The following is a 22,311-nucleotide window of genomic DNA, read 5'->3' on the forward strand; positions in this document are numbered from 1 at the left end:
TCGGCCGCGCGAGTACCGTGGAGCCCATGACCGACGAGCCCGGTGAGCAGCCCAACCCCTTCAAGGGCACGCCGTTCGAGCAGTTCTTCGCAGCGTTCGGCGGCTCCGGCGGCATGCCCCCGGGCTTCCCGGGCGCGGGCGGCGCCGGGATGCCCGACCTCGGGGCGCTGATCGGCCAGATGCAGGCGATGATGCAGCCGCACGAGGGTGCGGTGAACTGGAACCTCGCCAAGGACGTCGCCCGCCGCGCGGCCGCCCAGGAGCCCGACCCGTCGCCGACCTCCGCGCAGCGCGACCGCGTCGCGGACGCGCTCCGCCTCGCGGACCATTGGCTCGACTCCGCGACCGAGCTCCCCAGCGGCGTCTCCACCACCGCGGCCTGGAGCCGCGCGGAGTGGATCGAGGCGACGGTGCCCGTCTGGCAGCGGCTCGTCGAGCCGGTCGCCGAGCACGTCGTGGGCGCGCTGACCAAGGCGCTCCCCGAGGAGGCCAAGCAGATGGCAGGGCCGTTCGTGGCCCTCCTCGGCCAGGCCGGGGGCGCGATGTTCGGCACCCAGGTCGGCCAGGCGCTGGCCGGGCTGGCCGGCGAGGTGCTCAGCGCCTCCGACATCGGGCTCCCCCTCGCCCCGGTCGGGCGCGCGGCGCTGCTGCCGGCGAACGTGGCCGCGTTCGCCGAGGGGCTCGACGTCCCGGAGGAGGACGTCGTCCTCTACCTCGCGCTCCGCGAGGCGGCCCACCAGCGGCTCTTCGCCCACGTGCCGTGGCTCAACGCCCACCTGGTCTCCGCCGTCGAGGACTTCGGCCGGGGCACCACGATCGACATCGGCTCGATCGAGTCCAAGCTGACGGGGATCGACCCGATGAACCCGGCTGCGCTCCAGGAGGCGCTCGAGGGCGGGCTGTTCGAGCCGCAGAAGACGCCGGCACAGCAGGCCGCGCTGGTCCGGCTCGAGACGATGCTCGCGCTGGTCGAGGGGTGGGTCGACGAGGTCGTCGCCCAAGCCGCCACCGACCGGATGCCGAGCGCCGGCAAGCTCCAGGAGCTGGTCCGCCGCCGCCGCGCCGCGGGCGGTCCCGCCGAGAGCGCGTTCGCCGCGCTCGTCGGGCTGGAGCTGCGCCCCCGCCGGCTGCGCGACGCCGCGACGCTCTGGGGCAGCCTCCGCTCGCGCAAGGGTGCCGAGGCGCGCGACCAGGTGTGGTCGCACCCCGACCTGCTGCCCACCTCCGCCGACCTCGACGACCCACTGGGGTTCGGTGAGCAGGCGGAGATCGAGGAGGTCGGCGACGCCGAGTTCGACGCGGCGCTCGCCGAGCTGCTCGACCAGGAGGCCGGCTCGGGCGGCAGCGGCAAGGGCGACGACGAGGGGCCGGAGCCCACCGACCCCGACACCTCCGGCAAGGGGTGAGCGGGCTCCACGCGGACGCCCTCGCGGTCCTCGCCCGCTGGAACGCGCCCGACCCGCGCCAGGCGGCGCTGCGCCAGGAGTACGTCGACCACCTGCGCCGTCGCCCCGACGGGCTGAGCCGCTCCTGCCGCCCCGACCACCTCACGGCGAGCACGCTGGTCGTCTCCGCCGACGGACGTTCGGTGCTGCTGACCCTCCACGCCAAGGCCGGCCGCTGGTTCCAGGTCGGCGGCCACGTCGAGGACGGCGACGCGACGCTCGCCGGCGCCGCGCTCCGTGAGGCGTCCGAGGAGTCCGGGATCGCAGGGCTCGACCTCGACGCGGTGCCGGTGCACCTCGATGCGCACGAGGTCCCGTTCTGCGGCGGCGAGGGCGCCCGCCACCTCGACGTACGGTTCCTGGCGGTGGCTCCCGAAGGGGCCCGGCACGCGGTCAGCGAGGAGTCGACCGACGTGCGGTGGTGGCCGGTCGACGCGCTGCCGAGCGACGAACCGTCACTGCGCGAGCTCGTCGACCTGGGGCTCGACCGCCTCGGCGGTCATCGGGCCCGGCTCGACGCCTGAGTCGACCTCCGCCGACCCGTCGGCGGGCGGGACCGCGTCCGGCGGCAGCTCCCAGCTCGCCGCGAGCGCGAACCCCTCGAGGAACCCCTTGGCCCGCTCGGCCTTCGGGTACTGGTCGACCAGCCGCCAGAACGCCGGGGTGTGCCCCTTCTCCAGCAGGTGGGCCAGCTCGTGGAGCAGGACGTAGTCGACCACCCACGACGGCATCCCCTGCAGCCGGCTGGAGAGCCGGATCGACTTGTCGGCCGGGGTGCACGACCCCCAGCGCTGCTGCTGGTTCTCCACCCACCGCACCGTGCGCGGCCGGGCCAGCCCCTCGAGGTAGCGGTTCGAGAGGTTCTCCGCGCGCTTGGCGAGCGCGGCGTCGGAGGGGCGCCGCCGCTCCTCGGACTTCATGAGCCGGGCGACCATCGTGGTGACCCACTCGCGCTCCTCCGCCTTGGACATCCGGGCGGGGAGCAGCACGACGACGGTGCCGTCGTCGTCGCGGTAGGCGGACACCGTCCGCCTGCGCCGCCGGCTCCTCCGGACGTCGACCGGAGGGTGCCCTGGCTGCTCCATGGGGGAACGCTACTGGTTCACGCCCCTCCTGGGGACGGTTCGAGGCCGGGTCGCGCGAGGTCAGAGGGCTGTCGGTTGCCGGTCACCGGCGGGCCTGGCTCCACTCCAGGAGCCGGTCGAGCGGCCACGTCGTGACGATCCGCTCCTCGGGCACCCCCAGCTCGACCGCCCGGGTCGCGCCGTAGTCGAGGAAGTCGAGCTGCCCCGGCGCGTGCGCGTCGCTGTCGATCGAGAACAGGCACCCCTTCTCCAGGGCGAGCGCGACCAGCTCGTCCGGCGGGTCCTGCCGCTCGGGGCGGCTGTTGATCTCGACCGCCACGCCGTGCTCGGCGCAGGCCTCGAAGACCGCGTCGGCGTCGAACTCGCTCTGCGGCCGGGTGCCGCGACCGCCGCGCACCAGCCGGCCGGTGCAGTGGCCGAGGACGTTGGTGTGCGGGTCCTCGACCGCCCGCACCAGCCGCCGTGTCATCGGGCCGGCATCCATCCGCAGCTTCGAGTGCACGGAGGCGACGACCACGTCCAGCCGGTCCAGCAGCTGCGGGGTCTGGTCGAGCGCGCCGTCCTCGAGGATGTCCACCTCGATCCCCCGCAGCAGCCGGAACCCGTCGCCGGTGTGCGCGTTGACGGCCTCCACCACCTCGAGCTGGCGGGTGAGCCGCGCGGCGCTGAGCCCGTTCGCCACCTTGAGCCGGGGCGAGTGGTCGGTGAGCGCGAGGTACTCGTGACCCACCTCCATCGCGGTCATCACCATCTCCTCGATCGGCGACCCGCCGTCGGACCAGTCCGAGTGCGAGTGCAGGTCGCCGCGGAGCCGCTCGCGCAGCGCCAGCCCGCCGGTCTCCAGCGGCCCGCTGCCGCGCTCGAGCTCCTCGAGGTACGCCGGCACCCGCCCGGCCAGCGCGTCGACGATCACCGCCTCGGTGGCCTTGCCGATCTTCTCCAGCTCGCGGAGGGTGCCGGCCCCGGCGCGCGCCCGGAGCTCGGCGGGATCGGTGGCGAGCACCGTCGCCGCGGCGTTGCGGAAGGCCTTGACCTTGAAGGTGTCGGCCAGCTGCCGCTCGAGGAGGAAGGCGATCCGGCGCAGCGCCTGGCCCGGGCCGAGCACCGGCCGCTCGCCATGGTCAGCGGTGGTCTGGCGCACCCCGTACCTTTCTTTCCTCCACACCCGGTGGAGGACCGTCCTCGCAGGTCAGCCCTGGTTTCCCGGCCGGCCACCCGATGTTCGTCCACAGCTCCCCGACCCGGGGTTGTGCACGACCTGCCGTGGTGCTCCACAGCCGCCTCGGCGCGTTCCACACAGTATCCACAGCGTTCTCCACAGGGGTGGACACCGCACCGTTGACCCCGTCTCGGGCGCCCCCTAGGTTCGTCGTAGACGAGGCCCCTCGGCGGGCTCGGACATCGCTCGCAAGGGGAAGGCGGGTGGCGTTCCGGGCGCGCTGCGGGGCCTCCTCTACGTGCGCCCGCCGGTGTTGAACCGCCCCCTTCTGGCGCGCCTGGTGGTGTCGAACCGCCCCTTGTGGCGCGCCTGGTGGTGTTGAACCGCCCCTACTGGCGCGTTGAGCCGCCCTTTGTGGCCCCCTGGGCGCGCCACGAGGGGCGGCTCGACACCAGACCGCGCGCCACGAGGGGCGGCTCAACACCTGACGCGCGGGGCAGGTCAGCGGCCGGTGAAGACCGGCGGGCGCTTCTCGCGCGAGGCGCGCACCCCCTCCTGGAGGTCCTCGGTGGCGAGGGTGACGGGCTGGGCCAACCCCTCCCACTCCAGCGCGGCCTCGAGGTCGGGGTGGCCGCCGTCCCGCAGCGCGACCTTGGTGAGCCGGCTGGCGATGGGCGCGGTGGCGGCGATCGACGCGGCCTGCTCGAGCACGGCGTCGAGGAACCCGTCGTCGGGGAAGACGCTGCTCACCAGCCCGATCCGCTCGGCCTCCTCGGCGCCGACCATGCGGCCGGTGAGCAGGAGCTCGCGGGCCCGGGCCTCGCCCACCAGCTTCGGCAGGCTGTACGTCGCCCCCATGCCGGCGTGCATCCCGAGCCTCACGAACGGCACCGACATCCGGGCGGAGGTCGCGGCGTACCGGATGTCGCAGGCGAGCGCGAGGCAGAGCCCGGCCCCGACCGCCGGGCCGTTCACGGCGGCGATCGTCGGCACCTCGAGCCGGCGGATCGACAGCCAGGAGCGGTAGAAGGGGAGCATCCGGTCGCGGAGCCGGTGCACGGGCGCGTCGGGCTCGCCGGCGATCCACCGCGGGTCGCCTCCGGAGCAGAAGGCGCTGCCCTCCCCGGTCACCACGACGACCCGGACCTCCGGGTCCGCCGCGAGCCCGTCGACGGTCGCCGCCCAGGCCTCGGTCATCGCCGGGGACATCGCGTTGCGCTGGGCGGGGTTGGCGAGGGTGAGCAGCACGACCCCCTCGGCGGGGCGGTCGACGGTGAGGTGACGGGGCGCTTCGGTCATGCGCGGCACCCTAGTGGGCCGTACCGCAGGCGGAACGGCCGCCTCATCCGTCCCTTCTGTCCCCTTTGGGACCCGAATCTGCCGCGGCGCGCCGACGCTGCGGGGTTCTCGACACGCGGAGGCGTAGGGTGCTGACCGGCCGTAGCACCCACGGCCCGTGCGGGAGCCCCCGACTGCTCGCCGCAGATCCGACACAGACGTTCGATCCGAACCAGACGAGGAGTCCCAATGGCAGAGACGTGGAGCGGCGAGTTCTACTGCGTGAAGTGCAAGGAGAAGCGCCAGGCCGACGGCGAGGTCAAGGTCAACGACAAGGGGACCCGCATGGCCAAGGCGGTGTGCCCGGTATGCGGCACCAACCTCAACCGCATCCTCGGCAAGGCCTGAGACAGCAGCACACCTCGGCAGGGGCGGACCGGACGGTCCGCCCCTGCTGCGTTCCCGACCTGTGGAGAGCGGTTCGCCGGATCGGGAGGATCCCGGCAGGCTCCGCGCATGCGTCCGCTGCTCCTCCCCGGCACCCACCTCCTGCGCCGCCGCTCGGGCCACCAGGCCGGGCTCGACCACGAGCTCGCGGCGAGCCCCGGTGGGCTGACCCCGGGCTGGGCCGACGACCCGGCCGCCGTGGCCGCGCTCGTCGCCCGCGGCCTGGCTCTCCCCGACGACCACGCCCTGCGGGCGGCGCTCCCGCCCGCCGACGGCGACCCGTGGCCGCGGCACGCCGTCGCCGCCCTCGCGCGGCGCACCCCCGACCGGCTGCCCGAGGCGGTCGCCGGCCGCTCGGACCACCTGGTCCGGGTCACCCCGTTCGGCCACCCGCGGGCCCGCGAGCTCGCTGAGGACCTCGCCGGGCTGGTGCGCCGCTCCGGGCTGCGGCTCCCGCCGGCCCGGCCACGACCCGGGCCGCCCCGCCGCGGCGCCGCACCCTCGCGCGCCGTGCACGTGCTCGTCGGGATCGGCGAGCCACCCCGCGAGCTCGTCGACGACCACCGACGCGAGGGCATCCCTCACCTCGTCGTACGGCTCACGGAGGGGCGCGCCGTCGTCGGCCCGTTCGTCGTCCCGGGCCGCTCCGCGTGCCTGCGGTGCATCGACTGCCACCGTTCCGCCGAGGACCCGTCGTGGCCGTTGCTCGTCGAGCAGTACGCACGGGCCTCCGCGCACGACCGTCCGGACGGGATCCCCGAGCCGGTCGACCCCGCGCTCGCCGCCGTCGCGCTGGGCTGGGCGGCCCGGGACCTCGCGTCGTACGTCGAGGGCGGGGACCCGACCACGCTGTCGGCGACCCTGGCGCTCCACCCCACGCTGGCCGAGCTCGCCCGGCAGCCGTGGCCCCCGCACCCCCACTGCGGCTGCGCCTGGCAGTAGCGGGCCGAACCTGGGATGGGGCTGCCGTCGATCCTCCCGGCGATCCTGGCCCGGCCAGGCAGAATGGCGCCATGGCCGACCTCCCGCGCAGGGCCGTCACCCGCACGGCCCGCCTCGCCTCGCTGCCGCTGGGGTACGCCGGCCGCACGGCGCTGGGCGTCGGGAAGCGGTTGGGGGGTGCTCCCGCCGAGGCCGTGCTGACCGAGGTGCAGCAGCGCACGGCCGAGCAGCTGTTCCGGACCCTCGGAGAGCTCAAGGGCGGGGCGATGAAGTTCGGCCAGGCGCTCTCCATCCTCGAAGGTGCCCTGCCCGAGGAGCTCGCCGCGCCGTACCGCGAGCACCTCACCCGGCTCCAGGACTCCGCTCCCCCGATGTCGACCGCCGTCGTCCACCAGCAGCTGGTCCGCGAGTTCGGCGCCGGCTGGAAGCGGAAGATCGTCGAGTTCGACGACACCCCGCGGGCCGCCGCGTCGATCGGCCAGGTCCACCGGGGGCGGTGGGTCGACGGGACACCGGTCGCGGTGAAGATCCAGTACCCCGGCGCCGACCAGGCGCTGATGGCCGACCTCAAGCAGATCGGCCGGCTGGCCCGCGCCTTCGGCGGGCTGGTGCCCGGCATCGACGCCCGCGCGCTCGCCCAGGAGCTCCAGGAGCGGGTCGTCGAGGAGCTCGACTACCGGCTCGAGGCCGAGGCGCAGTCGGCCTTCGCGGCGGCCTTCCGCGACAGCGAGCGCTACGTCGTGCCCGACGTGCTCGCCCACTCCCAGCGGGTGCTGGTCACCGAGTGGCTCGACTCCCCCACCTCGCTGGCCCGGGTCATCGACGAGGGGTCGGTCGAGGAGCGCGACCACTGGGGCTACCTCTACGCCCGGTTCATGTTCGAGGGGCCGGCGCGCACCGGGATGCTCCACGCCGACCCCCACCCCGGGAACTTCCGGCTGGTGCCCGGGACCGACGGCGCCCCCGACCGGCTGGGGGTCCTCGACTACGGCGCGGTGGCACGGCTCCCCGAGGGTGGGTTGCCGCGGACGCTGGGACGGCTGATGCGGATCGCGCTGCACGACGACTACGACGAGGTCGTCGCTGCGCTGCGCGAGGAGGGGTTCATCCGACCGGGGATCCGGATCCACCCCGACGACCTCCGGGCCTACCTCGGCCCGTTCGTCGAGCCGGCGCGCTCAGAGTCGTTCCGCTTCTCCCGCGACTTCATGCGCGAGCAGCTGCAGCGGTTCCAGGAGCCCGGCCACCCCGAGGCGCAGATAGCCCTCCGGCTCAACCTGCCGCCGGAGTACCTCCTGATCCACCGCACGCTCGTCGGCAGCGTCGGCGTGCTCTGCCAGCTCGAGGCGGAGGCGCCGTTCGGCGCGCTGCTCGAGGATCTGGCCCCCGGGTTCGACGAGCCGGTCTGAGCCGCGCCGGCCGGGCGCCGGTCACCAGTCAGGGCGGTCGAGCTTCCCCTCCATCGCCCGGAGGTTCTCGCGCGTGCACTGCTCGCAGTACCTCTTCACCTGGCCCCGCTCGAGGGACAACGACCAGGTCAGCGGGGGCTCCGGGGTCTCGGAGGCTCGGCCGCAGTGGTCACACACCGCCATGGGCCACACCGTACGCCGTCGGTGGCCGGCGGACCCCCGAGGACGCCCGCGCCGGGACAGGACGCAGCCCGGCCCCCTCGGGGACCGGGCTGCGTCGGGGTGTCCGGGCCAGTCGCTCAGATGGACCGGGCCAGGACCAGGCGGGCCTGCATCGCGGCCCGCTCGGCACGCCGGTGGAACCGCCGCGCGGCGATGATCCGCCGGCTGCGGCGCACCGCTTCCGCCTCGTCGAGGCGGGCGGCTATCTGCGCGCGTGCCAGGCCTTCGTGGAGTAGGTGGTTCATGTCGTTGCTCCTGCTGATCGGCTGGTCGTTCATGTGACGGTGTTCGTGCTTCCTTGCTCGGGTCAGACCCGGGCGGCGGCCAGCCGCGCTTCACGCGCGGCCCGCTCGGCGCGGCGGGACAGACGACGGGCGACGACGACGTTGCGTCCGCGCCGCTGGACCTGCGCCTCTCCCAGGCGCGCGGCCATCTGGGCCCGCGCCAGCTCTTCGTTCATCAGGTTCATCTCGGTGCTCCGGTTCCGGTGGGTGTTCATCGATGGGTTTCTTCGGTGGTGCGGGGCTCTAGGCCGCGGCCTCGGACTTCCGGGGCCGGCCGCGAGGCCGCTTGCGGGGGACGACGACTCCTTGAACGACCAGCTGGCCGCCCCAGACCCCCCACGGCTCACGCCGGGCGAGGGCGCCGTCGAGGCACTCGCTGCGGACCGGGCAGCTCCCGCAGAGTGACTTGGCGAGCTCCACGTCGCTCGGCGACTCGGCGAAGAACAGCTCGGGGTCCTCCCGGTGGCACGGCAGCTGCTCGACGTCGACGCCTGCGCCCCTCCCCGGGGCGTCGAGGACGGCGATACTCATCTCTTCTTCCTCCTGTGCTGTGTGTGCGGGTCGATCGGTGGTTGACCAAACAGAAAGGCCGCGGATCCCGGGTTTCGGGTTCCGCGGCCTGGAGGCTGCCGAGAGGGAGAGGACTCCCTAGATCGGTGGACTCCAGGCACGGGTGCCCGGGACGAGCTGGTCGGCGGCGAGGATGACGGTCCGGTCGCGGTCGGTGGCAGCGGTCATGACCGACACCCCACCCCTGGTCTCCGGACGCACGTCACCCCAGTAGCCGCCGAAGTCAGCGGCGAGGAGGACGCAGGAGGAGGTGGGCATGACGATCGCCGCCTTCCGGCTCGTGTGGGTGGTGGTGATGATCATGGGGCACCTCCTTCGGTGATCCTCGGACGCGGAGAAGTCACATCTCTGCGGTGGGTTCGATCACCGTAGCGGGGGGTCGCGACGGCGCGCAACGTATTTACGGGGCGATTCCTTGAACGAGGACCAACGACCCGGTAACGGGGCCGGGACCGCCCGTTCCGGACGCCCGCCGGAGGGTCAGCGGGCGGGTCAGCCGGAGTGGGTCGCGACCAGCTCGAGCACGGCGTCGCCGTACTTCTCGCGCTTCGTGCGCCCGATGCCGTTGATCCGCAGCAGCTGCTCGGCCGACGTCGGCTGCACCTCGGCGATCGCCTGGAGGGTGAGGTCGGTGAAGACGACGTACGCCGGCACCGACTCGGCCTTGGCGGTCTCGCCGCGCCAGGTGCGGAGCCGTTCGAAGAGCGCCTCGTCGTAGCTGGCCGGGCAGCCGGAGCAGCGCCCGACCTTGCGCTCGGCGACCGTGGACAGCGGCGCGCGGCAGATCCTGCAGACCGTCGGCTGGGCCTTCCGCTGCTTGCCACCCCGCTGCTCCCGGGCGCGGTCGCCCGCGGTCTCAGGGCGGAGCCCGTCGAGGAACCGGGACGGCCGCCGCGAGGCCCGGCCGCCGGGGTTGCGGGCCTGCGCCCAGCTGAGGTGGAGCCGGTCGCGGGCACGGGTCATCCCGACGTAGAGCAGCCGCCGCTCCTCCTCGACCGCGGTCGGCGAGTCCAGCGCGTAGGTGATCGGCAGGGTGCCCTCGACGACGCCGCAGAGGAACACGACGTCCCACTCCAGCCCCTTGGCGGTGTGCAGGGTCGCGATCGTGACGCCGTCGGCGACCGGGGCGTGCTGCTCGGCGGCGCGGCGGTCGAGGTCGTCGACGAAGCTCCGCAGGGTCGCCTCCGGGTGCGCGGCCTGGTGGCTCGCGGCGAGGTCGACGAGCGCCTGGAGCGACTCCCAGCGGTCACGGACGTTGCCGCGCGCGGCCGGGGCCTCGGGGGTCCACCCCATGCCGGCGACCACGCCACGGGTCTGCTCGACCACCGGGGCGTCGTCGCCGCCGTCCTCGACGGCACGGGCGGTCCCGCGCAGGAGGGTGACCGCCTGGCGCACCTCGGGCCGCTGGAAGAACCGCTCGGCGCCGCGGACCACGTAGGGGACGCCCCGGGCGGCGAGCGCCTCCTCGAAGGGCTCGGTCTGGGCGTTGATCCGGACCAGCACCGCGATGTCGCGAGCGGAGCGCCCCCCGTCGAGGAGCCGGCGGATCTCGGCGGCGGTCGCCTCGGCCTCGTCGACCTCGTCGGGGTGCTCGGCGAACCCGACCTCGTCTCCCGCCGGGCGCTGTGCCTTCAGCCGCACTCCCCCCGTCGTGCCGCGCGAGAGCACCCGGTTGGCGGCCTCGACGACCTGCGGGGTGGACCGGTAGTTGCGGACCAGCTCGATGCTGGTGGTGCCGGGGTGCTCCTTCGGGAAGTCGAGGAGGAACCGAGCCGAGGCGCCGGCGAAGGAGTAGATCGTCTGGGCCGGGTCGCCCACGACGCACAGGTCGTGGCGGCCGCCGAGCCAGAGCCGGAGCAGCGCCGCCTGGATCGGGCTGACGTCCTGGAACTCGTCGACGACGAACTGGGTGTACTGCCGCCGCACCTCCGCGGCGACCCGCTCGTCCTCGGTGAGGACCGCGGCGGCGCAGAGCAGGACGTCCTCCATGTCCATGCGGCCGGCGTCGCGCTTGGCGTCCTCGTAGGAGGCGAAGACCCGGGCGACCGTCGCCGGGTCGACGTTGGTGAGCTCGCGGTCGCGCTCCTCCGCGACGCGGGCGTAGTCGTCGGGGCGGACGTTGCTCACCTTCGCCCACTCGATCTCGCTGGCGAGGTCGCGCAGCGTCGCCGCCGAGGTGTCGACCCGGTTGCGGCGGGCCGCCGTGCCGACGAGGGGCAGCTTGGACTCCATGAGCTGCGGCAGCTCGCCGCCGTAGACCTTCGGCCAGAAGTAGCGGGCCTGGCGCAGTGCGGCCGAGTGGAAGGTCCGCGCCTGCACCCCGTGGGCGCCGAGCTGGCGGAGCCGGGTGCGCATCTCGCCGGCCGCGCGGGTGGTGAAGGTGACCGCGAGGACCTGGGTGGGGACGTAGACGCCGGTCGCGACGCCGTAGGCGATGCGGTGGGTGACCGCGCGGGTCTTCCCCGTGCCGGCGCCGGCGAGCACCCGCACCGGGCCGCGCAGCGCCTGCGCGACCTCGCGCTGCTCCGGGTCGAGCGCGTCCAGGAGCGCCTCCGGTGACGGCGCACGGCTCCCCGGTTCATTTACGGGTGATCCGGGCAACATCGACATCGGGAACAGGCTCCTGAAGGGTTCGGTTGGAACGGGCAGAACCCTACGTCCCGGGAAGGACAATTCATGGCGGCGGACTCGACCGTGATCATGTACTCCACCGCGTGGTGCGGTTACTGCCACCGGCTGAAGTCGCAGATGGATCGCGAGGGGATCACCTACGAGGTGATCGACATCGAGCAGCAGCCCGAGGCCGCCGCGATCGTCGAGCGGGTCAACAACGGCAACCAGACCGTGCCGACCCTCGTCTACCCCGACGGCACCGCGCAGACGAACCCCGCCCTGAAGGACGTCAAGGCGAAGCTCGCCAGCCTCAACTGACGGACCTCACCAGGCCCCGGGCAGCGCCTCGCCGTACCACGCCTCGACCAGCGAGCGGCTGATCGAGATGCCTCCGGGGAGCACCAGCGTCCCCGCCTCGGCCTCAGCGCGCATCTCCTCGCGGCTGAACCACCGGGCGTCCTCGAGCTCGTCGTCGTCGAGGTGGATCTCCGTGGTCACCGCGCGGGCGAAGAACCCGACCATCAGGCTCGACGGGAACGGCCAGGGCTGGTTGCCGAAGTAGGTCACGTCGGCGACCTCGATGCCGGCTTCCTCCATCACCTCACGCGCCACCGCCTGCTCCAGGCTCTCCCCCGGGTCGACGAACCCGGCCAGCGTCGAGTAGCGCCCCTCCGGCCAGCTCGGCTGCCGACCGAGCAGCGCGCGGTCGCCGTCGGTGACGAGCATGATCACCGCGGGGTCGGTGCGCGGGAAGTGGTGGCGGCCGCAGCTCTCGCAGACCAGCACGTAGCCGCCCTCGCTGATGGTCAGCCCGCCGCCGCACCGCGCGCAGAACCGGTGCGCGCGGTGCCACTCCGAGAGCGCCTGGGCCTGGACCAGGTACCCGGCCTCGACCTTGGAGAGCCGCGGCCCGACCGTGCGCAGCATCCCCCACTCGTCCGGTGCGCGGTAGCCGCGGGCGAGCACCATGAAGTGAACGACGCCGTCGTTCTCCCCCAGCAGCACCCGGTCGCCCTCAGGGGCCTCGTCGGGGCTGACCCAGGCCACCGCGGAGCCGTCCTCGGTCAGCGGGAACCGGCCGCCGGCGAGCACCAGGACCCGCGTCGACGGGTCGGCCCACTTCTCCTCCAGCCACTTCTCGTCCGTCCGGCGGCCACCGATCCGCTCGTGGCTGCGCGTGGAGAGGGCGATGTCGACGGCGTACGGCGCGGGGAACGTGGGCACGTCCCGACCTTACGAGCCGTACGGTGCAGCCCATGAGCACCCACATCGGCGCCGCCCCCGGCCAGGTCGCCCCGCACGTGCTGATGCCCGGCGACCCGCTCCGCGCGAGGTGGATCGCCGAGACGTTCCTCGAGGACCCGGTCTGCTACTCCGAGGTGCGCGGGATGTACGGCTACACCGGCACCTGGCGCGGCCACCGGGTCTCCGTCCAGGGATCCGGGATGGGGCTGCCGTCGATCTCGATCTACCTCACCGAGCTCTTCGTCGACTACGACGTGCAGTCGGTGGTGCGGGTCGGCTCCTGCGGCGCGCTGAGCGAGGAGCTCGTGCTGCGCGACCTGGTGATCGCGTCCGGCGCCTGCACCGACTCGTCGGTGAACCGGATCCGGTTCGAGGGGCTCGACTACGCGCCGGTTGCCGACTTCGACCTGCTGCGCCGTGCGTACGACGCGGCCGCGGAGCTGCCGGTGACCACGAAGGTGGGGCTCGTGCTCAGCAGCGACTCCTTCTACCACCCGCGCCCCGAGCTGAGCCGGCGGATGGCGGAGTACGGCGTGCTCGCGATCGAGATGGAGGCGAGCGCGCTCTACACCCTGGCCGCACAGCACGGCCGCCAGGCGCTGGCCGTGTGCACGGTCTCCGACCACATCCTCGCCGGCGAGGAGACGACCCCCGAGGAGCGGCAGCAGACGTTCGGCGACATGGTCGGCGTCGCGCTGGAGGCGATGTTCGGCCGAGGTCCCCGCGGCCACCGATGAGTTCCGCCGTCTGGACCCGTCGTTCCCCGCATGGCACGCATCATCGCGGACATCTCGGTCTCCGTGGACGGCTTCGTCACCGGCCCCGACCCGAGGCTGGACAACGGGCTCGGCGACGGCGGCGACGCCCTCCACACGTGGGCGTTCTCCGACGACCCGGAGGAGCGCCGCATCCTCGAGGAGACGACCCTCCGCTCCGGAGCCGTCGTGATGGGGCGCCGCCTGTTCGACATCGTCGACGGCCCGCACGGGTGGAGCGACGAGGTCGGCTACGGCGCGCGCGAGGTCGGCAAGCCCGCCTTCGTCGTGGTCACCGGCGAGCAGCCTGCGTCGGTGCGGCTCACGGGTCTCGACTGGAGCTTCGCGACCACCGGGGTGGCCGACGCCCTGGCGCTGGCCCGCCGCCGTGCGGAGGAGGCGTCCGCGCAGCAAGGGCGGGAGCTCGACGTCCTCGTCATGGGCGGCGGCGTCGTGATCGCGTCGGCCCTCGCCGCCGGGTTGGTCGACGTCCTCTCGCTCCACCTCGCGCCGGTCGTCCTCGGCGCGGGCACGCCGTTGTTCACCGAAGGGCCGCCGTGCACCCTGGTGCAGCGCACCGTCGTGACGACGCCGAACGCGACCCACCTGACCTACGACGTGCGGAGCGAGTGATGTCCCGGACCCGCGTGCACAACCTGTCCATCTCCCTCGACGGGTTCGCCACCGGCGAGCCGCAGTCGGCCGAGGCGCCCTTCGGCCACGCCGGTGAGCGGCTCCACGAGTGGATGTTCGCGACCCGGTTCTGGGACGCCGCGACCGGGGCGGCCGGTGTGGACGACGCCCTCGCGCAGCAGCACGGTGTCGGGATCGGCGCCGAGATCATGGGGGCGAACAAGTTCGGACCGCCCGGCTGGCAGGACGACCCGGACTGGAAGGGGTGGTGGGGGCCGAACCCGCCCTTCCACACGCCGACCTTCGTGCTCACCCACCGGCCCCGGCCGCCGCTCGAGATGGAGGGCGGCACCACCTTCCACTTCCTCGACGCGTCACCCGCCGAGGCGCTGGAGACCGCACGGGCCGCCGCGGACCGGCTGGACGTCCGGATCGGCGGCGGCGCGACCGTGGTGCGCGACTTCGTCGCCGCCGGGCTCGTCGACCACCTGCACCTCGTGGTCGTCCCGATCGTGCTCGGCCGCGGTGTCTCGGTGTGGACCGGGCTGGAGGGGCTCGAGGACAGGTACGACGTCGAGGCGGTCTCGACCCCGAGCGGCGTCACCCACCTGACCTTCACCCGCAAGCGTTGAGCCGCCCCTCGTGGCGCGCGACAGGGGTGTTGAGCCGCCCCTCGTGGCTCGTCAGGGGTGTCGACCCGCCCCTCGTGGCGCGTCAGTCGAGCCGCAGCAGCGCGACCGCCAGGCAGACCAGCGCGCCCGTCGAGGTGAGCGTCCGGACGACGTTCCACCGCACCCAGCGCCGCTCGAAGCGGGCCCGGGCCGCGGCGAGCTCCGGCGCCGGGGCGTCGAGCGTCACCTCCCCGATCGCCCGGTTGAGCGGCAGGTGCACGGCGCCGGTGATCACCAGGTCGCGACGGCGAGGACGAACGCCCCTGCCACGGGTACGGCGTCCCTGGTTCCCCGGTCGACCAGGGTCATGACGAGGGCGGCCGCCACGAGCACCGGCGCGGCCGTGAACGGCACCATGAACGACGGGTTGGAGACCGCCCGGTCGATCGCCTGGAAGGTGCCGACGTACTCGACGTCGTCCCGCTTCCCCAGCGCCGGCATCACCGTGTGCGCGAACGCCCCGAGGAACCCGGCGGTGAGCCCCACGGCCACGGTGGCGAGGACCAAGGTGGTCCCGAGCACGGCCGTCACCCGACCGGCACGCTCGTGTCGACCTCCCAGTAGACCTCGATCCGCCACCCGTCCGGGTCGAGGCACTTGAACGAGACGAGCTCCTCCTCGTCGTCGCTCTCCACGACCGGGACCCCGGCCGCCTGCAGCCGCTGCTCCAGGGCACGGACCTGGTCGGGGTCCGGCACCCGGAAGCCGACGTGGAGGAAGGTGTCCGGCGGCGCCGATCCGGTGGACGGGTGCAGGGCGAGGTCGAAGCCGTCGCGGTTGCGGACGATCGTGGTGCCGTCCGGGTACCGCGTCGCGGTGGCCGGGTCGAAGTCGAACCAGGTGACGTAGAACTGCAGGCTGCGGTCGGTGTCGGCGACCGGCAGGCCGAGGTGGTGGAGCTTCACGCCTCCATCTCAGCACTGCTCAGGGCGTCGCGTCACCGGCCAGCAGCGCCTCGAGCTCCTCGCGTCCCGGGAGGTCGTCGTGGGTGACCACCTCGCCGTCACGGACGTAGTAGAACGCGGCACCGACCTGCTCCAAAGGCACCCCCCGCAGCTCCGCCCAGCCGAGCCGGTAGACCGCCAGCTGCAGCGGGTCCGCGACTTGGGTGCGGTGGGTCTTCCAGTCGACGACGAGCCACCGTCCGTCGGGCTCCCGGAACACCGCGTCGATCCGGCCGCGGACCACCTGGCTGCCGAGGACCAGCGCGAACGGCTGCTCGACCTCGACCTCGCGGCGGTCCGCGAACGGGCCCGCGCGGAACTTCGCGATGAGCTCGTCGAGCTCGGCGTCGTCGTCCACCCCCAGGTCGGCACGGTCGGAGAGCTCGTCGGGGTCGATCAGCAGCTCTTCGCGCCGGTGGTCGAAGTACGCCTCCACCCAGGCGTGGAACCGGGTCCCGAACCGGGCCGCCCGCGACGGGCGGCGCGGCATCGGCCGGGCCAGGTCACGGGCGAGCTCCTCCGGCTCGTAGCGCAGCCGCGCGAGCGCGGTCGCGGACAGGCTCGGCGGGAGCGGCACCTCGACGACCGCGGCGTGGTCGCGCGCCGCCTCCTCGACCAGGCGGGCGAGCTCCTCGTCCCACTGCTGCACGCGGCTGAGGGCGACGATGTCGTCCACCGGCTCCCCGTAGGAGTCGCCGGCGGCGAGGGCGGCTGCCGCCTCGGTCACCAGCGCGGCGGCCGCCCGGCGCCGCTCCACCTCGGGCGTGTGGTGGGAGATCGGCCAGGGCCGCTCCTGGGTGCCCTCGCCGTAGGGCGACGGGTCGCCCTTCTGCGCGGCCTCGCACCACCGGACCGGCTGCTCGCCCCACCCCTGCACGACTTCGAGGGTGCGGAGGAGGTACTCCGAGGGGCCCCGGCCGCCCTTGAGCCTCGGCGCCCAGCACCACGCGGAGACGGTCAGCGAGTGGCGGGCCCGGGTCCACGCGACGTACGCCAGCCTGAGCTCCTCGGTCGCCTCGTGGCGGCGCCCGGCCTCGGCGTGCTGCTGGAGGTCGACCGGGGTCCAGCCGCCGAGCACCGGCCGGTCGTGGGCGTCGCCGCGCAGCTCCCCGGGCATCACGAACGGCACCGTCAGTGCGGTGGAGCGCCCCTGGCCGGACGGGAACTTCTTGTCGGTGACGCCGACGAGGAACACCGCGTCCCACTCGAGCCCCTTGGCCCGGTGGACGGTCAGGAGCTTGACCGAGTCGGCCTCCGAGGGGGTGGCGACGTCGAGCCCCTGGCCGAGCTCGTCCTCCGCCTCGAGCCAGCCGAGCAGGGCCGGCAGCGTCACCGTGCCGTCGACGGCCTGGAACTCCGACACGGCCTGCACGAAGAGGTCGAGGTTGTCCCGGCGGGCCGCGGCCGCGGGGCTCACCGACGCCGCGAGCTCCACGTCGATGCCGGTGGTGTCGATGATCCGGCGGACCAGGTCGAGGATCGGTTCGCCGGCCGCGGCGCGGAGCCGGCGCAGCTCGGCGGCGAGGAGGGCGAACCGGTCACGTGCCTCGGGCGAGTAGCCGAGGTCGCCGGGGTCCTCGAGCGCGTCGCCGAGCGAGGGCAGCTCGGTCGGGTCACCGCCCTCGACGGCGGCGGCGAGCTCCTCCTCGACGCTGGTCGGCCGCTGCCCCCGTGGTGCGCCGCCGCAGAGCTCGCGGGCCCGCCGGCCCAGCAGCGCCAGGTCACGCGGGCCGACCGCCCACCGGGGGCCGGTGAGCAAGGTGAGGAGGGCGGCGTTCGCGGTCGCGTCCTGCAGCAGCGTCAGCGTGGCGACGACCTCGGCCACCTCGGGGAGCCGGAGCAGCCCCTTGAGGCCGACGATCTCGACCGGGATCTCCCGCGAGGTGAGCGCGTCGAAGACGTCGGCGGCGTGCGCGTTGTTGCGCGTCAGGACGCCGATCTCCTTCCACGACGGGGCCTCCATCGCCGCATGGGTGGCCGCGACCTCCTCGGCCAGCCACTCGAGCTCCTCGTCGTAGGTCTGGTGCACCGCGACTCGCACCTGGCCGGGCTCGGCCCCCGGCTTGGGCTCCAGCGGTCGGAGCGAGGGGCGCTCGGCGTAGAGCGGCGCGGCGAGGTGGTTGGCCGCCTCGAGGATCCGGGCGTCGGACCGGCGGTTGACGGTGAGCGGGTAGCTGCGGGGCCGCCCGTCGGGGGTGGGGAACGACCGGTCGAACTGGAGGATGTTCGACACCGAGGCGCCCCGCCAGCCGTAGATCGCCTGGTTGGGGTCACCCACCGCGGTCACCGGGTGGCCGAGGCCGTGGTCGGCGTCGGGGCCGGAGAAGAGCCGGCTGAGCATCAGCGCCTGGGCGACCGAGGTGTCCTGGTACTCGTCGAGCAGCACCACCTTGAACCGCGTCCGCTCGGCAGCACCGACCTCGGGACACTCCTGGGCCAGCCGCGCGGCCAGCGCGATCTGGTCGGAGAAGTCCATCAGCCCGAGCTCGGCCTTGAGGGCGCGGTAGCCCTGGACGAGGTCGAGGAGCTCGGCCCGCTTGTCGATCGCCGCGATCGCCTTCAGGTTCTTGTCGCGGTAGGTCTTGCGGTGCTCGGTCGCCATCCCCTCCTCGAGCCGGCGGCGCTGCTCCGCGTCGTGGCGGCGCACCTGGTCGGCGGTGACGAGGTGCTCGCTCATCTCGGCCTCGAGCCCGAGGAGGTACTGGATGACGTGGCGCGGCGAGTCGGTGAGGTGGCGAACCGGCGCGTGGTGGCGCTGCACCGCACGGGCGGCGAGCTGGTAGCGGGACGCATCGGCGATCAGCCGGGTGTCCGGCTCGTGACCGATCCGCAGCCCGTGGTCGGTCAGGAGCGCGGCGGCGTAGGAGTGGTACGTCGCGACCGTGGGCTCCTCCTGCTCGTCCTCGTCGGCGCTCCGGGGGCCGTCGGCGCGCAGCAGCCCGGCCTCGCGCAGCCGCTCGCGGATCCGGCCGCCGAGCTCGGCGGTGGCCTTCGTGGTGAACGTCAGGCCGAGGACCTCCCCCGGCTCGACCTGGCCGGTCGCGACCAGCCAGACGACCCGCGCCGCCATCACCGTGGTCTTGCCGGACCCGGCGCCCGCGACGACCACCGCGGGCTCCAGCGGCGCGGTGATCGCGGCGAACTGCTGGTCGCTGAAGGCGAAGTCGGCCCGCATCAGCCGCTGCAGCTGCTCGGGGGTGTCGATCCGCATCCCTCGCTCCGCGGTCACGAGAGCACGCTCCCCGAGGACCACACGGGGCAGATGGCCTGGAAGTCGCACCGGTCGCAGTGGGACCCCGGTCGCGCCACCAGCTCCTCCTCGCGGACGACCCGCGCCGCGGCCATCAGCTGCTCCTCGACCAGCCGCGGACCGTCGGTCTCCGCGGGCGGCTCCTGCGCCTGGACCTTGGGGAGGCTCTCGCCCAGCCGGAGCTGGACCAGCTCGGCGCCACCCGCCTTCACCGGCCGCCCCACGACACCGTCGGCGGCACCGTGGTCGACCGCGAGCTGGTAGAGCCCGAGCTGCGCGTGCTCCTTCACCTGGGGGCCCGTCGGTGCGTACTTCCCGGTCTTCAGGTCGACCACCACGACCCGTCCCGCCTCGTCCAGCTCGAGCCGGTCGGCGTACCCCTCGAGCCGGACGACCTCGCCGTCCGGCAGCGTCACCTCCGCACGGAGGTGGCTCTCGGTGCTCACCACCGTCCGGGAGCCGGGCCGCTCGTGCCAGGCGGCGAAGCGGCGCAGCGCCGCGGCGACCTCCTCCCGCTCGCGGGAGCGCGACCACGGGGTGCGGAACTCCAGGCGCCCCCACACCTCGTCCACCAGCGGCATCAGCTCGGACTCCACCCCGTCGACGTCGGCGGGGAGCTCGCCGCGGGCGATGCGGTCCGCGAGCGCGTGCACCACCATGCCGAACCCTTGCTGGGAGCTGCTCACCGCCTGGCCGCCGGCCTCGCGGGTCAGGAACCACTGCGCGGGGCAGCGCAGGATCCCCTCCAGCGCACTGGCCGACAGGGTGAGCGGCTGGTCGCCCGGGCGGAGCGGTCGCTCCGAACGGCTCGGCGCGCGCATCCCCCACCACGTCACCGGGTCGGCCTGCGGCGCGATCGGGCGGCCGTGCACCTCGGTCGCGGCGAGCGCGGCGAGCCGTGCCGCGGCCGCCTGCCGGAGCACGAGGGGCTCGTCGGGGTCGGCCGCGCACCGGCGCAGCTCGGCGACGATGCCGGCCATCGAGAGCGGTCGACGCGGCCGGCCCTGCCGGTGGACCAGCTCACGGCCGAGCTCGGGCAGGAAGCGGGAGGGCTGCTCGCCCTCGTCGTCGGGCGAGGCGACCGCGGTCACCACGAGCCGCTCCCGAGCGCGGGTGCAGGCGACGTAGAAGAGCCGCCGCTCCTCGGCTCGCAGGGACGCCGGCGACGGCGGCGGCAGCAGCCCGTCGGCGTCGATCCGGTCGACCTCGAAGAGCGAGCCGCGGCGCCGCACGTCGGGCCAGCTGCCCTCCTGCACGTGGGCGACCACGACGAGCCGCCACTCCAGCCCCTTGGAGCGGTGCGCGGTCAGCAGCCGTACGGCGTCGCCGCGCACGCCCCGGTCGGCGAGGGTGTCGGCCGGGATCTCCTGGGCCGACAGGGTGGCGAGGAAGCTCGCCACACTGGTGTGGCCGCGCTGCTCCTCGGTGCGGGCCGCGGTCTCGAACAGGGCGCACAGGGCGTCGAGGTCACGGTGGGCCAGCCGGGCCGCCTGTCCGCCGTGCTGGCTGGCCGACCGGAGCCGCTGCCCCCAGTCGGTGCCGGCCCACAGGATCCAGAGCACTTCCTCCGCGGTGCCGCCCTCCTGAAGCACCTGCCGCGCCTCGGTGACGAGGGTCGCCAGCCGGCGGGCCCGCTGGGCGGCGGTGCCGTCGACGCCGGTCAGCACCCCCGGCTCGAGCACCACCCGGCGGAGCAGGTCGCGGGGCGAGGTGCCGGCGGGGAGGGTGCCGCCCTGCCGGGCGCGCATCGCGCGCACCAGGGCGCGGACGTCGGTGGCGTCGAGCCCGGCGAGGGGCGAGGTGAGCAGCTCCTCGGCGCGCGAGGCGTCGACGTAGCGGGGGTCCTCGGGGTCCGTCACGGCCGCGTCGACCACCACCCGCAGCGCGCCGAGCAGCACGAGCACGGCGGGCTCGCGGACCAGCGGCGTCTCGTCGGCCGCGACCTCGACCGGCACGCCGGCAGCGGTGAGCGACCGGCGCAGGGACGGGATCATCGCCCGGCCGGAACGGACCAGCACCGCCATCTCCGACCAGCCCAGGCCGTCCTCGAGGTTGGCGCGGCGCAGCAGGTCGGCGACGTTCTCGACCTCGGCCCGCGCGGTGTCGAAGGTGAGCACCTCCACCCGGCCGGCTCCCGACCCGGGCGCCGTGACCGGGCTGCGGAACTGCGCCCACCGGTCGGCGCCGATCGCCCCGCTGACCGCGATCCCGGAGGCGACGGACTGCGCGGCCCGGAGGATCCGCGACCCGAAGCGGCGGGTGGTGCCGAGCACCTGCACGGGTGCAGGCGTCCCGTCGGCGCGCGGGAACTCGCGCGGGAACTCGAGGATGCCGCGGACGTCGGCCCCGCGGAAGCCGTAGATCGACTGGTCGGGGTCGCCGACGACCACCAGGTTGCGCCCGTCGCCGGCGAGCGCCTTCAGCAGCCGCACCTGGCTGGGGTCGGTGTCCTGGTACTCGTCGACGAAGACGTGCGTGTAGCGAGCGCGCAGCTCCTCGCGGTGGGCCTCGGCCTCCACGACCGCGCGGGTGACCAGGTCGGCGTGGTCGACGGCGCTCTCGTCGCCGAGGACCGCGAGGTACTGCTCCATGAACCGGCCGGCCGAGACCAGCTCGGGGCGCTCCTCCCGGCGTCCGAGCCGGACGAGGTCCTCGGGGTCGAGCCCGCGCTCCCGGGCCCGGGCGAGCACGGCGTGCACCTCGCGCGCGAACCCCCGCGTGCCCACCGCCGGCTGCAGGGCGCGGGGCCAACGGATCGACTCAGGGGCGTCGGTCAGCAGCTCGGCGAGCACGACGTCCTGCTCCGCGGCGGAGAGCAGCCGCAGCGGCGCCGAGTAGAGCTCGGCCGGGGCGTAGCGGCGGACCAGCCCGTAGGCGAAGGAGTGGAACGTCGAGGCCAGTGGGGTCGCGAGCGTGCGCCCCAGCCGTGCGGTCACCCGGTCGCGCAGCTGCTCGGCCGCCTTTCGGCTGAAGGTGAGCGCCAGCACCTGCTCGGGCTCCACCCCGCGCCGCTCCACCAGGTCGACGACCGACTCCACCATCGTCGTCGTCTTCCCGGTGCCCGGGCCGGCGAGCACCAGCAGCGGACCGCCCGGGTGGTCGACGACGGCCCGCTGCGCAGGGTCGAGCCGGGGCAGCGCGGAGCCGCCCGCCGCCGGGGGCCGGAGCACGTAGGCCGGGCCCCCGCTGCGGACCGCGGGGGCGGGCGGCAGGAGGGGCTGGCGCGGGGGTGCGACGGTCGGCTGGCTCATCACGGACCATCCCAACACGCGGCTCCGACAGAACCGCGACGATGTCCGGGCGGGTCGGGCGACTCCGGTCACCCACCGGCCCTCGAGGCCCGGTCGGTACGGTCGACC

The 22,311-nt window shown here is 74.3% G+C and carries 24 protein-coding genes; 9 read left to right on the plus strand and 15 right to left on the minus strand.

The features are described 5' to 3' along the window. The first annotated feature begins 26 nt into the window (after positions 1-26). A complete protein-coding gene (locus tag FIP57_RS05905) occupies positions 27-1,406 on the plus strand; it encodes a zinc-dependent metalloprotease (protein WP_148572616.1) in 1,380 nt (459 codons plus the stop codon). Continuing rightward, complete coding sequence (locus FIP57_RS05910) at positions 1,403-1,969, plus strand: NUDIX hydrolase (protein ID WP_148572617.1); 567 nt, start codon at positions 1,403-1,405, stop codon at positions 1,967-1,969. Before FIP57_RS05905 ends, FIP57_RS05910 begins: the two co-directional genes overlap by 4 nt. Here the strand turns inward: FIP57_RS05910 and FIP57_RS05915 are convergent. From FIP57_RS05915 to FIP57_RS05925, 3 genes are all read right to left on the minus strand, one after another. Further along, positions 1,901-2,530: a YgjP-like metallopeptidase domain-containing protein gene (locus FIP57_RS05915; RefSeq protein ID WP_148572618.1), complete on the minus strand. Its 630-nt coding sequence runs from the start codon at positions 2,528-2,530 to the stop codon at positions 1,901-1,903. The genes FIP57_RS05910 and FIP57_RS05915 overlap by 69 nt on opposite strands. An 82-nt stretch (positions 2,531-2,612) precedes the next feature. Continuing rightward, positions 2,613-3,671 carry a PHP domain-containing protein gene (locus FIP57_RS05920; RefSeq protein WP_238993317.1) on the minus strand — a complete coding sequence of 353 codons (1,059 nt, stop codon included), beginning with the start codon at positions 3,669-3,671 and terminating at the stop codon, positions 2,613-2,615. Between the two features lie 519 nt (positions 3,672-4,190). Next, positions 4,191-4,988 carry an enoyl-CoA hydratase/isomerase family protein gene (locus FIP57_RS05925; RefSeq protein WP_148572619.1) on the minus strand — a complete coding sequence of 266 codons (798 nt, stop codon included), beginning with the start codon at positions 4,986-4,988 and terminating at the stop codon, positions 4,191-4,193. A gap of 228 nt (positions 4,989-5,216) precedes the next feature. On the opposite strand from FIP57_RS05925, the gene FIP57_RS23570 reads away from it, so the two are divergent. From FIP57_RS23570 to FIP57_RS05935, 3 genes are all read left to right on the plus strand, one after another. Beyond that, positions 5,217-5,375, plus strand: coding sequence for a DUF5679 domain-containing protein (locus tag FIP57_RS23570; protein WP_203231094.1), 159 nt, complete (start codon positions 5,217-5,219; stop codon positions 5,373-5,375). Positions 5,376-5,483: 108 nt separating this feature from the next. Then, positions 5,484-6,356, plus strand: a complete 873-nt coding sequence (locus FIP57_RS05930) for a TOMM precursor leader peptide-binding protein (protein ID WP_148572620.1) — start codon at positions 5,484-5,486, stop codon at positions 6,354-6,356. Between the two features lie 71 nt (positions 6,357-6,427). Next, positions 6,428-7,765 (plus strand): ABC1 kinase family protein, encoded by a 1,338-nt coding sequence (locus FIP57_RS05935; RefSeq protein WP_148572621.1) that lies wholly within the window; start codon positions 6,428-6,430, stop codon positions 7,763-7,765. 21 nt (positions 7,766-7,786) lie between these two features. On the opposite strand, the gene FIP57_RS23575 is transcribed toward FIP57_RS05935, so the two are convergent. From FIP57_RS23575 to FIP57_RS05960, 6 genes are all read right to left on the minus strand, one after another. Continuing rightward, positions 7,787-7,948: a hypothetical protein gene (locus FIP57_RS23575; RefSeq protein ID WP_203231095.1), complete on the minus strand. Its 162-nt coding sequence runs from the start codon at positions 7,946-7,948 to the stop codon at positions 7,787-7,789. A gap of 116 nt (positions 7,949-8,064) precedes the next feature. Beyond that, positions 8,065-8,265, minus strand: a complete 201-nt coding sequence (locus FIP57_RS05940; protein ID WP_148572622.1) for a hypothetical protein — start codon at positions 8,263-8,265, stop codon at positions 8,065-8,067. A 29-nt stretch (positions 8,266-8,294) separates the two neighbouring features. Then, a complete protein-coding gene (locus tag FIP57_RS05945; protein WP_148572623.1) occupies positions 8,295-8,486 on the minus strand; it encodes a hypothetical protein in 192 nt (63 codons plus the stop codon). Between the two features lie 28 nt (positions 8,487-8,514). Further along, positions 8,515-8,802: a WhiB family transcriptional regulator gene (locus FIP57_RS05950; RefSeq protein WP_148572624.1), complete on the minus strand. Its 288-nt coding sequence runs from the start codon at positions 8,800-8,802 to the stop codon at positions 8,515-8,517. A 117-nt stretch (positions 8,803-8,919) separates the two neighbouring features. Beyond that, entirely contained in the window at positions 8,920-9,144 is a 225-nt protein-coding gene (locus FIP57_RS05955; protein ID WP_148572625.1) for a hypothetical protein, read from the minus strand. Between the two features lie 189 nt (positions 9,145-9,333). Beyond that, positions 9,334-11,451 carry a UvrD-helicase domain-containing protein gene (locus tag FIP57_RS05960; RefSeq protein ID WP_148572626.1) on the minus strand — a complete coding sequence of 706 codons (2,118 nt, stop codon included), beginning with the start codon at positions 11,449-11,451 and terminating at the stop codon, positions 9,334-9,336. 66 nt (positions 11,452-11,517) lie between these two features. On the opposite strand from FIP57_RS05960, the gene FIP57_RS05965 reads away from it, so the two are divergent. Continuing rightward, entirely contained in the window at positions 11,518-11,772 is a 255-nt protein-coding gene (locus FIP57_RS05965; RefSeq protein ID WP_148572627.1) for a mycoredoxin, read from the plus strand. Positions 11,773-11,778: 6 nt separating this feature from the next. On the opposite strand, the gene nudC is transcribed toward FIP57_RS05965, so the two are convergent. Further along, positions 11,779-12,678, minus strand: a complete 900-nt coding sequence (gene nudC, locus FIP57_RS05970) for an NAD(+) diphosphatase (RefSeq protein ID WP_238993318.1) — start codon at positions 12,676-12,678, stop codon at positions 11,779-11,781. 32 nt (positions 12,679-12,710) lie between these two features. On the opposite strand from nudC, the gene deoD reads away from it, so the two are divergent. From deoD to FIP57_RS05985, 3 genes are read left to right on the plus strand one after another with little or no spacing between them, the layout of a single operon-like run. Beyond that, entirely contained in the window at positions 12,711-13,436 is a 726-nt protein-coding gene (gene deoD / locus FIP57_RS05975; protein WP_148572628.1) for a purine-nucleoside phosphorylase, read from the plus strand. A 30-nt stretch (positions 13,437-13,466) separates the two neighbouring features. Further along, positions 13,467-14,087 (plus strand): dihydrofolate reductase family protein, encoded by a 621-nt coding sequence (locus FIP57_RS05980; protein WP_148572629.1) that lies wholly within the window; start codon positions 13,467-13,469, stop codon positions 14,085-14,087. Further along, positions 14,087-14,719: a dihydrofolate reductase family protein gene (locus FIP57_RS05985; RefSeq protein WP_148572630.1), complete on the plus strand. Its 633-nt coding sequence runs from the start codon at positions 14,087-14,089 to the stop codon at positions 14,717-14,719. The genes FIP57_RS05980 and FIP57_RS05985 overlap by 1 nt, the downstream gene beginning before the upstream one ends. An 82-nt stretch (positions 14,720-14,801) precedes the next feature. Here FIP57_RS05985 and FIP57_RS23580 read toward each other — a convergent pair whose 3' ends face one another. The 5 genes from FIP57_RS23580 to FIP57_RS06005 are packed head-to-tail and all read right to left on the minus strand — an operon-like array spanning position 14,802 to position 22,203. Continuing rightward, positions 14,802-14,993, minus strand: a complete 192-nt coding sequence (locus FIP57_RS23580; RefSeq protein WP_203231096.1) for an anthrone oxygenase family protein — start codon at positions 14,991-14,993, stop codon at positions 14,802-14,804. Beyond that, complete coding sequence (locus tag FIP57_RS23585) at positions 14,990-15,280, minus strand: anthrone oxygenase family protein (protein ID WP_203231097.1); 291 nt, start codon at positions 15,278-15,280, stop codon at positions 14,990-14,992. Before FIP57_RS23585 ends, FIP57_RS23580 begins: the two co-directional genes overlap by 4 nt. A 5-nt stretch (positions 15,281-15,285) precedes the next feature. Beyond that, a complete protein-coding gene (locus tag FIP57_RS05995) occupies positions 15,286-15,663 on the minus strand; it encodes a VOC family protein (protein WP_148572631.1) in 378 nt (125 codons plus the stop codon). A 19-nt stretch (positions 15,664-15,682) separates the two neighbouring features. Further along, complete coding sequence (locus tag FIP57_RS06000; protein WP_238993319.1) at positions 15,683-18,931, minus strand: ATP-dependent helicase; 3,249 nt, start codon at positions 18,929-18,931, stop codon at positions 15,683-15,685. After that, positions 18,928-22,203 (minus strand): ATP-dependent helicase, encoded by a 3,276-nt coding sequence (locus tag FIP57_RS06005; protein ID WP_148572632.1) that lies wholly within the window; start codon positions 22,201-22,203, stop codon positions 18,928-18,930. The genes FIP57_RS06000 and FIP57_RS06005 overlap by 4 nt, the downstream gene beginning before the upstream one ends. Positions 22,204-22,311 lie beyond the last annotated feature (108 nt).

The organism is Nocardioides caldifontis (genome assembly GCF_008087345.1).
GTDB lineage: Bacteria > Actinomycetota > Actinomycetes > Propionibacteriales > Nocardioidaceae > Marmoricola_A > Marmoricola_A caldifontis.